Origin of the sequence: Pararhizobium sp. A13 (assembly GCF_040126305.1) — a bacterium.
Lineage (GTDB): Bacteria > Pseudomonadota > Alphaproteobacteria > Rhizobiales > Rhizobiaceae > Pararhizobium.
The window spans coordinates 2,947,208-2,959,056 of sequence record NZ_CP149510.1; the positions used below are offsets into that span (position 1 = coordinate 2,947,208).

Annotated in this window: 9 protein-coding genes; 8 read left to right on the forward strand and 1 reads right to left on the reverse strand. The window is 59.3% G+C overall.

The window, feature by feature from the left end; all coding sequences use genetic code 11:
- Positions 1-22: 22 nt before the first annotated feature.
- Positions 23-1,003, forward strand: coding sequence for a tonB-system energizer ExbB (gene exbB, locus WI754_RS14570; RefSeq protein ID WP_349434164.1), 981 nt, complete (start codon positions 23-25; stop codon positions 1,001-1,003).
- A 4-nt stretch (positions 1,004-1,007) separates the two neighbouring features.
- Positions 1,008-1,433 carry a TonB system transport protein ExbD gene (gene exbD / locus WI754_RS14575; RefSeq protein ID WP_349434166.1) on the forward strand — a complete coding sequence of 142 codons (426 nt, stop codon included), beginning with the start codon at positions 1,008-1,010 and terminating at the stop codon, positions 1,431-1,433.
- Positions 1,434-1,442: 9 nt separating this feature from the next.
- On the opposite strand, the gene WI754_RS14580 is transcribed toward exbD, so the two are convergent.
- Positions 1,443-2,156 (reverse strand): acyloxyacyl hydrolase, encoded by a 714-nt coding sequence (locus WI754_RS14580; protein ID WP_349434168.1) that lies wholly within the window; start codon positions 2,154-2,156, stop codon positions 1,443-1,445.
- Positions 2,157-2,290: 134 nt separating this feature from the next.
- Here WI754_RS14580 and WI754_RS14585 point away from each other — a divergent pair, with 134 nt between their 5' ends.
- From WI754_RS14585 to exoR, 6 genes are all read left to right on the forward strand, one after another.
- On the forward strand, positions 2,291-2,956 hold the full coding sequence (locus tag WI754_RS14585; protein ID WP_349434170.1) for a protein-L-isoaspartate O-methyltransferase: 666 nt from the start codon (positions 2,291-2,293) through the stop codon (positions 2,954-2,956).
- Between the two features lie 307 nt (positions 2,957-3,263).
- Positions 3,264-4,661, forward strand: a complete 1,398-nt coding sequence (locus tag WI754_RS14590) for a TolC family outer membrane protein (RefSeq protein ID WP_349437824.1) — start codon at positions 3,264-3,266, stop codon at positions 4,659-4,661.
- Between the two features lie 227 nt (positions 4,662-4,888).
- Positions 4,889-5,764: a PopZ family protein gene (locus tag WI754_RS14595; protein ID WP_349434171.1), complete on the forward strand. Its 876-nt coding sequence runs from the start codon at positions 4,889-4,891 to the stop codon at positions 5,762-5,764.
- Positions 5,765-5,890: 126 nt separating this feature from the next.
- Positions 5,891-8,731 (forward strand): valine--tRNA ligase, encoded by a 2,841-nt coding sequence (locus tag WI754_RS14600; protein WP_349434172.1) that lies wholly within the window; start codon positions 5,891-5,893, stop codon positions 8,729-8,731.
- A gap of 440 nt (positions 8,732-9,171) precedes the next feature.
- Entirely contained in the window at positions 9,172-10,389 is a 1,218-nt protein-coding gene (locus WI754_RS14605) for an OmpP1/FadL family transporter (protein ID WP_349434173.1), read from the forward strand.
- Positions 10,390-11,045: 656 nt separating this feature from the next.
- Positions 11,046-11,843, forward strand: coding sequence for an exopolysaccharide production regulator ExoR (exoR, locus tag WI754_RS14610; RefSeq protein WP_349434174.1), 798 nt, complete (start codon positions 11,046-11,048; stop codon positions 11,841-11,843).
- Positions 11,844-11,849 lie beyond the last annotated feature (6 nt).

The window sequence follows — 11,849 nt, forward strand, 5'->3', positions numbered from 1 at the left end:
GATTGAAAGGTAAGGATAGGTCATGCCAAACCGGGTAAAGCCGAAATGGATGATGCTGGCGGCAGTATTGCTGGCGCTCTCGAATGCCGGAGCGCTGTACGCACAGGAAAACCCGGCTCCGGTTGCGACCGAAATGCAGCAATCGGCCGAAAATGCACCTGCAGGCGAAGCCATGCAGGGCGCACCCGTAGATCAGGCAGCCCCGGCGCGGGCCGTTCGACAGAGCGAAGAGACCGTGGCGACAGCAGCCAACCCGGTGCTGCCGCACGATCTTTCTCCGCTCGGTATGTTCCTTGCCGCAGACGTCGTCGTCAAAGGTGTGATGAGCGCGCTTGCCCTTGCATCGGTCGCCACATGGGCGATCCTGCTCGTCAAGATGTTCGAGTTGGCCGCCGCCAAGCGAAGCGTCAAGCGGGCGGTTCGCCTCCTGACGGATGCGGTCGTTCTGCGCGATGTTGGCGAAAGCCTGTCCGGCAGGTCAGGCCCGGCAGGCCGTATGGTCGCCGCGGCAAATGACGAACTGTCGAAATCGGAAGCGGTTCTCGACCTGGTGTCGACGCAGGGCGTCAAGGAACGCGTGGCGTCACAATTGTCCCGCATCGAGGCTGGAGCCGGAAAGCGCGTCGCCGGCGGCACTGGCATTCTTGCGACGATCGGCTCGATCTCGCCGTTCGTCGGGCTCTTCGGCACGGTCTGGGGCATCATGAATTCGTTCATCGGCATCAGTCAGGCGCAGACGACCAATCTGGCGATCGTCGCGCCGGGTATCGCCGAAGCGCTGCTGGCGACAGCCATCGGCCTCGTTGCCGCTATCCCGGCAGTGGTCATCTACAATTATTTCGCCCGCTCGATCAGCGGTTATCGCCTCGTCCTTGCCGATGCGTCGGCGGCGGTCGAGCGGCTCGTCAGCCGTGATCTCGACTTCCGCCAGGCACGCCGCCTCACGCCGCGCAAGGCCGAAAGCCATGTGCATTCGGACGCCGGCATCGCACGGATCGGATAAGACCATGGCGAGCAAAATCAGCGAAGGTGGCGGCGACCTCGAGGAAAATAGCGAGATCAACGTCACGCCCTTCATCGACGTGATGCTCGTGCTGCTGATCATTTTCATGGTGGCGGCGCCGCTCGCCACCGTCGATATGAAGGTCGATCTGCCACAATCGGCAGCGCAGCCGACCAAGCGCGACGACAAGCCAGTTTTCGTCACGCTGAAAGCGGATCTTTCCCTGGCACTCGGCAATGAGGAAACGGGACGTGACAATTTTGTCGGGGAACTTGACCGCATCACCGAGGGCAATACACAGACGCGTATCCTGCTGCGCGCCGACAAGACCGTCGACTACGGCGAACTGATGGCAGTCATGAACCTCATCCAGAGGGCGGGCTACACGAAAATCGGACTGGTCGGGCTGGAGGTTGCGCCGGCCGGCTGAACGGCGAGGCTAGAAACTGTAACCGACGGCAAGGCCCGCATGGCTGAGGCCATCGTTCGGTCCGTCACAAAGATCGGCATGCGACGAATGGTCCGCAGTGGCCAAAATCTGCCAGTTGTCCGTTATCCGGTAACCGACGGCGACTTGTTCGCGAAACAGGAAACGGCATCCGAGTTTCGGTCCGTTCGTGCCGTCGTCATTCAAGTCGCCGTTATGCACCGTTCCGCCGAGGCCAAGCTCGACAAAGAGCTTTTCGGTGACATCCAGGGTCCAGGCGAGGCCGCCATAGACCTGATCGGCGCCGTCGCCGGTCCCGACAGAAGTCCCGAGATAGATCCTGGGTTCCAGAATGGATTGCTGCCACGTTACGGCCTCTCCGCTTGACAGGGGATCGAAGAAGATCGTGGCGGAGGGAAATATGCCGGATTCGTGTGTGCCGCTGCCATTGATCGAGGCGCTCATGCCAAAACGCAGCTCGTCGAAAACTGTGTCGGCGGCGAATACATCGTGATGGACTACGAGAGAAGAAAACAAAGCAGCTGAAAGAAACCCAAACTTTGCATTGGGCAGGCATTTTTTTTCAAAATTCGTCTGCACTTCTATCCCCCATCCCCATGATTCGCGCGCATATGAGAAATCTGCCCATTTTCTCTCGTGCTGGGAAGTCAGATTATGGCGGCACGCTTTTGCGAAGCTTGCTTTTTTGCAAGAACTGCTTTCCATAGCTTGAAACGGCGGATGCGCGGATTTATGAGCGTGACCATTGCCGGTCGACTGAGCTCTACCGGTTGTTTTATCTGCGCAGACGAAGAGCGCGCAAACGCCGGACGACGGTCCGGATCACGAGGGCAGGCAGGATGAATTTCGAAGCAGCACGCATCAAGATGGTCGACAACCAGATCCGTACCACGGATGTGACGTCGCATGCCGTTCTCTCGGCATTTCTATCGGTCCCGCGGGAAGAGTTCGTGCCTGCCGCGATGAAGCCTCTCGCCTATATCGACACCGATATCGAGCTGCAGGCAAGTGGCGCATCCGGACGGCGCTATCTGATGGAGCCGTCGCCGCTGGCAAAGCTCTTGCAGCTGGCAAGCGTTTCCAAGAGCGACAAGCTGCTCGAAATCGGCTGCGGCACGGGTTATGCGTCGGCCATTCTCTCGACGCTTGCTGGTTCGGTCGTGGCGCTGGAAAGCGATGCCACGCTTGCCGCCGAGGCCTCCGAAACGCTGGCCCGTCTGGGCTATTCAAATGTCTCGGTGGTCACAGGTGATCTTGAAAAGGGGCATCCGGCGGCCGCGCCTTACGATGTGATCTTCGTCCACGGCGCCGTCGAGACGGTCCCTGATTCCCTCCTTTCGCAACTGAACGACGGCGGCCGCCTGGTTGCCGTGGTGGGTTCCGGCAATGCATCCCGGGCCAAGCTTTTCCTGCGCGAGAATGGTGTCACCTCGGAGCGGCAGGCCTTCAATACAGCGGTGAAACCGCTGCCGGGCTTCCGGCTTGCTCGCGAATTCGTGTTTTGATAACCTCTTGCTGAGGGGCCTCAATATCTGATGGGTGAACCCACAAATTGCAGTGTTGCGATTTGGCAACGTGATGCCCGTTTCTCTTCAATTTGTGCGATTGGGGAGGGGCGATACGGTTGGCGATGCGTTAAATTAGGGGTTTCTAAAAGTTGCTCGAGGATGATAAGAGCGGGAGCGACCGGTTGCTTTTGGAAGCCTCCGTCGGTCGAATGCAGCAAACGTAGGGCGTTCCGGGCAGTCTGGGATGCCGTCGCTTTGCCAAACTGGGAAGGTCTGGTACGCCAGCTTCCGTACCGGAGTAGAGATTGTGTCGATTTTCCGTAAGACAGCTGTGGCAGCAGCCCTTTCCACCGCCTTGTCGCTCCTGCCGCATGCCGTTTCCGCTGAAACCATCTATGGCGCGATGGAGAAGGCCTATCAGAACAATCCGGATCTCAATGCTGTACGCGCCGGGCTCCGCGCAACCGATGAAGGCGTTCCGATCGCCAAGTCCGGCTACCGGCCGCGGATATCGGCAACGGCCACGGGCACGTTGACAAGACTGGAAAGCGAACTGAGCCCCCTGGCCGGTGGCGGGACCGCGACCGAGGATTTTCACACCGGCTCAGCTGGCATCACCATCACGCAACAGATTTTCGATGGTTTTCAGACCTTGAACAATGTCAGGGCTGCCGAAGCGAATGTCTTTTCAAGCCGTGAAACGCTGAAGGGCAACGAGATTTCCATTCTGCTGGCGGCGGCTCAGTCCTATGCGAATATAGCCCGCGACCAGCGGATCGTGTCCATCCGCAAACAGAACCTGGCCTTCCTCAAGGAGCAGCTGAATGCTGCGAAGGCGCGGCTTGATGTCGGCGAGGGCACGCGAACGGATGTCAGCCAAGCGGAAGCTGAACTGGCCAGTGCGCAGGCACTCCTCGTCAATGCGGTGGCGCAGTTGAAACAGAGCGAAGCGGTTTACGTCCAGATCGTCGGCGATGCCCCGAAAGGGATCAAACAGCCGGTGCCCGCTTCAAAGGCGCTGCCGAAAAGCCTGGATCAGGCGGTTGCCACGGGGCTGCGCGAGCATCCGACGATCGCGGCCGCGCAGTACAACGTCGACGCGGCGGGATACGGGGTGAAATCTGCCGAGGGAACCATGCTCCCGGGTGTCGTCGTGCAGGGGGCACTGACCCGCAACACCGGCAATTCACCCGGCACCGGCGGTCTGGACGGCAATACGGCTTCGATCACCGCCCGGCTCGAAATCCCGCTCTACCAGGGTGGCGCGGAATATGGCCAGATCCGCCAGGCCAAGGAGCGGCTGGGCCAACAACGGATCCTCGTTGATTCCGCCCGTGCGGAAGTTCAGCAGACGATCGTTACTGCGCACGCGCAGCTTGAGGCAGCGCTGGCCAACATTACCGCAAACAAGTCTCAGGTGAGTGCTGCGAACATGGCCCTGGACGGTGTCATCGAAGAACGCAAGGTGGGCCAACGCACAACGCTTGACGTGCTCGATGCCCAGCAGAGCGTCCTCGTCGCAGAGGAAAGCCTGGTAGCGTCGCAGCGCAATGCCGTTGTCGCCAGCTATTCCCTTCTGGCGGCGATGGGACGGCTGACTATCAAGAGCCAGGGCCTGCAGGTTGCCGAATATCGCGCCGAGGAACACTATGAGGCCGTCAAGGACAAGTGGTTCGGATTGCGAACCGTTGATGGCCGCTGATCCGCACGCCTGAATCTGTTGCCGTAATTTTTCGAAAGCCGCGCGCCAAAAATGGGCGTGCGGCTTTGCTGTTGGAATGGCCCGGGTGCCGCCGCTAACAAATCTGTGCAAGAATCCAACTTGATGATTCGCGTCGTTTTGTTCGGCGCGGAACTCGCATACAGTCCGCGTCAACGACTGCGCGGCAATGTTTCGATCAAACGCGACCGCAGAAAACGGGGAAAATTATGGCACAGCCCAATGTAGCGCGTGAACCTTCGATGGATGAGATTCTCGCCTCCATTCGAAAGATCATCGAAAGCAATGAACCGGGCATACCCGGTTTCCCCGCCAATGATCTCGGCCCCGCACTTGACGACGGATATCGTGCCGACCACACCTATGACGACGACAGCGCCGAAGAAATTCACCTGACGATCGACGACGAGGTGCTGGTGGCGGAATTCGAGGCGGAAGTACAGCAGTCTGTCGCACCCGAGGAGTCCCTGTCGCGGGCGCCGCAGCAGGACACAGCAAAGCCCGCCATTTCTGTCGCAACACCGCCGCAATCTCTTGCCGATGTCGCAGCGCGTGTACGCGCAGCCTCCGAGCGACATTCGGCGCCGCTTCGGGAACCGGAAACCGCCGGCAATGCAGCAGCAAAGTCGGATAGCCCGCTCGTCACATCGCGCATGACGCCGGCCCTTGCGCCCCAACCTGCACATGTCGCCCACCGCTCCGAATCTGCCCTCTCCGTGACGCCTGTGTCCGCGGCGGTATCCCTGCAGCCCGCGGCGGTCAGTGATGAAAAGCGCGAGGTGCAGGAGGCCCGGACGCCGTCGCCGGCCGTTTCCGAAGCTGCGACGCAAAGTCAGCCGGTTGCCTTTGCAGCTGAAAAGGAGATTGCGGCGATTGTTTCACCAGCCGTTGGTGAACAGGTCGCCCGGTCCTTCGGGGATTTGGCCCTGGCCATCGATAGCAGCGCCCGCCGTTCCTTCGACGAGATCGCCGAGGATATGCTGCGGCCGATGCTGCAGGAATGGCTGGACGACAATCTGCCGACGCTTGTCGAGCGCCTTGTGCGAGAAGAAATCGAGCGCGTCGCCCGCGGTCCGCGACGATAAACGCCGAAAGTTATCGAGACAGAGCCGCCAGCAATCGCACTGGCGGCTTTTTTGCTGTTATTATTGACACCAATGCCTCGTTCCGATTTACAACCACCCATATCAATCAGCAAGTTTGGCTTCAGAATGCTTGAAAAAACCTATGATTCCGCCGCTGTCGAACCTCGCATCGCCCAGCTATGGGATGAGGAGGATGCGTTCCGCGCCGGCGCGGGTGCAAAACCGGGCGCCGAGACTTTCTGCATCGTCATTCCGCCGCCGAACGTTACCGGCTCGCTGCACATGGGCCATGCGCTGAACAACACGCTGCAGGACATCATGGTGCGCTTCGAGCGTATGCGCGGCAAGGATGTGCTCTGGCAGCCGGGCATGGATCATGCCGGCATCGCCACCCAGATGGTCGTCGAACGTCAGCTGATGGAGCGGCAACAGCACCGCCGCGAAATGGGCCGAGACGCGTTCATCGACAAGGTGTGGGAATGGAAGGCTGAATCCGGCGGTCTGATCTTCAATCAGCTGAAGCGGCTTGGCGCCTCCTGTGATTGGTCTCGTGAACGCTTCACAATGGACGAGGGCCTGTCGAAGGCTGTTCTCGAAGTCTTCGTTTCTCTCTACAAGGACGGCCTGATCTATAAGGACAAGCGGCTGGTCAACTGGGACCCGAAGCTCCTGACGGCGATTTCCGATCTTGAGGTGGAGCAGGTCGAAGTCACCGGCAGCCTTTGGCATCTGCGTTATCCGCTGGAAGAAGGCGTCACCTACCAGCATCCGATCGCCTTTGACGAGGACGGCAGACCGACCGAATGGGAAGCGCGCGACTATCTGATTGTCGCGACGACACGGCCGGAAACCATGCTCGGCGATACCGGCGTTGCAGTCCATCCGAGCGACGAGCGCTACAAGTCGATCGTCGGCAGGCATGTCGTACTGCCGCTCATCGGTCGGCGGATTCCGATCGTTGCCGATGAATATCCGGACCCGACGGCGGGCACCGGTGCGGTCAAAATGACGCCGGCGCACGATTTCAACGATTTCGACGTCGGCAAGCGCCATCACCTCCGCCAGGTCAACGTCCTGACCATCGATGGTCATTTGACGCTGGCCGGCAACGAGGATTTCCTCCACGAATTGCCATCGGGCCATGATCTCGAAGCCTTGATTTCCAAGCTCGAGGGAGTAGAGCGTTTTGCCGCCCGCAAGATGATCGTTTCGATGTTTGAAGAGCAGGGCCTGCTCGACAAGATCGAACCGCACAAGCACACGATCCCGCATGGCGACCGCGGCGGTGTGCCGATCGAGCCGCGGCTGACCGAGCAGTGGTACGTCGATGCCAAGACGCTCGCCAAGCCCGCGATCGCGTCTGTGCGTGAAGGCCGCACGAATTTCGTCCCGAAGAACTGGGAAAAGACCTATTTCGAATGGATGGAAAACATCCAGCCCTGGTGCGTTTCGCGCCAGCTCTGGTGGGGCCACCAGATTCCGGCCTGGTACGGACCGGACGGTCAGGTTTTCGTCGAAAAGACCGAAGAGGAAGCGCTGCACGCCGCGATCCAGCACTACCTGTCGCATGAGGGGCCGATGAAGGCCTATGTCGAGGATCTGCTCGAAAACTTCCGTCCGGGCGAAATTCTCACCCGGGATGAGGATGTGCTCGACACCTGGTTCTCCTCGGCGCTCTGGCCTTTCTCGACACTCGGCTGGCCCGACAGGACGCCGGAACTCGATAAGTATTATCAGACCGATGTTCTGGTGACCGGCTTTGACATCATTTTCTTCTGGGTCGCCCGCATGATGATGATGGGTCTGCATTTCATGAAGGACACGGACGGTACCCCCGTCGAGCCTTTCCATACGGTCTATGTGCATGCGCTGGTCCGCGACAAGAACGGCCAGAAGATGTCGAAGTCCAAGGGCAACGTCATCGACCCGTTGGAACTCATTGACGAATACGGCGCCGACTCGCTGCGCTTCACGCTGGCGATCATGGCGGCTCAGGGGCGCGACGTGAAGCTCGACCCCGCCCGCATCGCCGGCTACCGCAATTTCGGCACCAAGCTCTGGAACGCGACGCGTTTTGCCGGCATGAACGGCGTCGCCAATGATCCGAAGTTCGTGCCGGAAACCTGCTCTCTGACGATCAACCGCTGGATCCTGACCGAACTGTCACGCACCATCCGCGATGTCACCGAAGCAATCGAAAGCTACCGCTTCAACGAGGCGGCAGGCAGCCTCTACCGCTTCGTCTGGAATCAGTTCTGCGACTGGTATCTCGAGCTGCTGAAGCCGGTGTTCGGCGGCGAAGATGAGGCTGGAAAGGCGGAATCGCAGGCCTGCGTCGCCTATGTGCTCGACGAGACCTACAAGCTGCTGCATCCCTTCATGCCATTCATGACGGAGGAACTCTGGGCGCAGACGGCGGGCGAGGGCAAGACGCGCGACGGGTTGCTGTGCCACGCCGAATGGCCTGCCGCGCCCTACGGGGATGATGCCGCAGCTGGCGAGATCAACTGGCTGATCGACCTGGTCTCCGGTATCCGTTCTGTGCGCTCGGAAATGAACGTTCCGCCGGCTGCGATCGCGCCTCTCGTCGTCGTCGAAGCGAGCATCCTGACCAAGGAACGCCTGAAGAGCCACGCTGCTGCCATCCGTCGGCTCGCGCGCGTCGATGCAATCGATCTTGCGGCGGCAGCGCCGAAGGGCAGCGCTCAGATTGTGATCGGCGAGGCGACGGTCTGCCTGCCGCTCGGCAGCCTGATCGATCTTGTCGCGGAGAAGTCCCGGCTTGAAAAGGCGATCGGTAAGGTCGATCAGGAGCGAGAGCGCATTCTCGGCAAGCTGTCGAATGAGAAGTTCGTTGCCAATGCCCGGCCTGATGTGGTTGACGCCGAGCGGGAACGCCTGGCCGAACTGGATGGTCAGAAGACGTCGCTTGGCGTGGCGCTGGCACGAGTGTCGGACGCCGGCTGAAGATTGAAGTCATACCGGCGGAGCGAGATCTGGCTTGCTAGGATATGGAAAGGCGGCTTTGGGCCGCCTTTCCATATCGCCTGATTCTCTTCGTACGAAGTAAAGCGCAGGTGCCCTCGGGAAGCGCTGCCTTTCATGTCACATATTTCGGCGTCGAGGCGCCAAGACGTCAAAAAGCGGCATTGTTGTGTCAAGGTGACACTCGATTACATTTATGAAAAAATATTCCAAAAAAAATCTATGGTTAGAAACGTAGGGAAATTTTATCCTGATTTTGGCGAATTTCACGCCGTTCCAGATTTTCTTACGTAAATTTTTCGTGATCTGCTGCCACTGATCGTGACGGCTGGGTATTTGCCATTAACCGTCCGCAGCCGATACTTGTTTTTGAGCGGTTGGCGTACGCGCCGACCACTGATTTGTGTTCAGGGGAGGAACGGATGGCTCACAACAAAATCAAGGCGGCGATGACGGCGGCGGTTGTCGTCTTGCTTAGCACAACGGCGGCCAACGCAGGCGGTCTCGAGCGGGGCGGCTACAATATCGACCTGCTGTTTGATCCGTCGACCTATGCCGCCGAGGCAGCGGCAACCTATGTCAATCCGCAGCGTGAACTCGAAAATGTCGTCGATATCAACCCGGCCAACGGCATTGGTTCGGATGGTCTTGGCGGGGGCTCGACATCGGTGCGGGATACTGAAGGCTATTGGGTTCCGCGCGTCGGCGTGAAGGCCGGGCTCGGCGACAGCATCGACTGCATGGCCGATTACTCCCAGCCTTGGGGCGCGCACACCAATCCGGGCGCGAACTGGATGGGTGCCAACGATAATATCGAAACGAAGGTCGAGAGCGACAACTACGCCGCGACCTGCTCCTACAAGTGGGATATGGGCCAGGGACAATTCCGCATCATCGGCGGCGCCTTCTACCAGGAAGTCAGCGGCTTCAAGGAACGACTGGTGGCTCCCGATTTCGCGGTCCCGGGCAACGGCATTGGCCGGCTTGAACTCGAAGGCAGCGGTTGGGGCTGGCGCACCGGCGTGGCTTATGAAATCCCCGAATACGCCATGCGGGCAAGTCTCGTTTACAACAGCGCGGTTGATCTCGACAATCTCGACGGTTTCATCGATCTGACGCAGCTTGGCTTGACGAAGTACGACGTTTCCGGTTCTGCCAGCATGCCGGATTCGCTGGAATTGAAAGTGCAGTCGGGGATTGCTCCCGACTGGCTGGCATTCGGTTCGGTCAAGTGGACGGATTGGAGCCAGTTGCAGGTGCTGAATTTCTGCCCAGCTACCGTCACGCCAGCAACGCCCTGCACCAGCCTCGATCTCCTTTACCGCGACGGTTGGACGATCAGCGGCGGCATTGGACATAAATTCAACGATCAATGGAGTGGTGCGGTCAGCTTGACATGGGACCGCGGTACCAGCCACGGTTACGGGACGCAGACTGACACATGGACGCTCGGCACTGGCGTATCCTACGCGCCGACCGAAAATGTCGAGCTGAAGCTCGCCGGCGCAGTCGGTCTGCTGACGAGCGGCAGCTCCGGCCCGCAGACATACAATGGCGAGGTTATCGGTGACGAAGTTACCTACGACTTCGGCAACGACTTCGTCAGTGCCATTTCCACATCGCTGAAGATCAAGTTCTGACCATCCAGAAGCAAAAAAAGGCCCGGTGTTCGCATCGGGCCTTTTCTGATTGCGCTTGTGTTCGTTAACAAATCGAATTGCGACGCGCTTATGTTTTCTACAGCGCGCGAGTGCATTATGGCGTTACGAGCCGAGCGATAGGTCTGCCGCCTGCCGTGGTTCCGCTTCCAAGAATTTCAACGCCACAGCGTGAAATTTTCCATTTCCTGCCTCGCGAATTGTGACGATTCAGCAACACATTTTTTCTATAGTCTTTGGCGGTCGGGCGAGGGGTGATTGCGTCTATTTCCCGCCACAAACTGGGAGCACCGATGAACTCGACAAACCTGCAAAGAAGTTTTGAGCATGCGGCGTTTGAGGTAAGATGAGTCATCGCGTTTTCGAAAAATTCCAGGCTCTCCGTGACGTTACATGGCTTCGACACGGCCTTTCAGGCCGCTCGACGGGGCATGGCGGTGCGAACGCCTGGAAGCTGCGAGGGCAAGCCGTACTCTTGCCGGAAACGCCAACTACAGTTGGGAAACTGCCGGGATGAATGGACAGATTGGCAATGGGCGAAATGCCTCTAGTACCGTCTGTCGCAGCGTTGACGACAGGGATCTCGTTTGGACTGGCTTTGGCCGGCTCTTGGGATTGAACGGAAGATATAGACTATCATGCTGATACGCGGTTACCGGTCGTTGACGTTTCTTGTTTTGAGTGTTGCGCTCGCGCTGACCGCACAGGGGCGCGCTGCGTGCGCCTTTGATCCGAATGCTGGTGTCACCAAGGAATCTGGTCCCTTTGCACTCTTCAAATTCGGTTTCTCCGCTTACAAGAACGGCCGCAAGGACGAGGCGGTCGAAGCCTATCGTTATGCCGCCGAAAAAGGCCATACCGGCTCCCGCTGGGCCTTGGCCAACATGTATGCCTATGGCGACGGTGTGGCGGAAAACGACCTCGAAGCCTTCAAGATTTACAGCGAAATTGCCGAAAAGGGTGTCGAGCCGGGGTCCGAGGACACCGGCTATTTCGTCAACGCCCTGATTTCGCTTGCCGGTTACTATCGCCGTGGCATTCCGGATAGTCCGATCAAGAGCGATCTCAGTCAGGCCCGCCAGCTCTATTTCCAAGCTGCCTCGACCTTCGGCGTCGCCGAGGCGCAGTTCCAGCTGGCAAAGATGCTTCTCGCCGGCGATGGCGGCAGCGTTAACGTTCAGCAGGCAAAGAAATGGCTCAATCGCGCCCGCAAGAACGGCCATGCCGGCGCCATGGGCGTTTTCGGTAATGTGATTTTCCAGGAAGGCCAGACGGCCCGCGGGCTGGCTTACATGACGGCGGCGCTCGACCAGTGTTCGCCGAAAGACCGGCCCTGGCTGCAATCCCTTCAGGAGCAGGCCTTCTCGCTCGCCACTGAAGACGACCGCCGGACGGCGGTCACCATGGCAAGCAGCATTCATCTCGACAGCGACTGAGCGGCG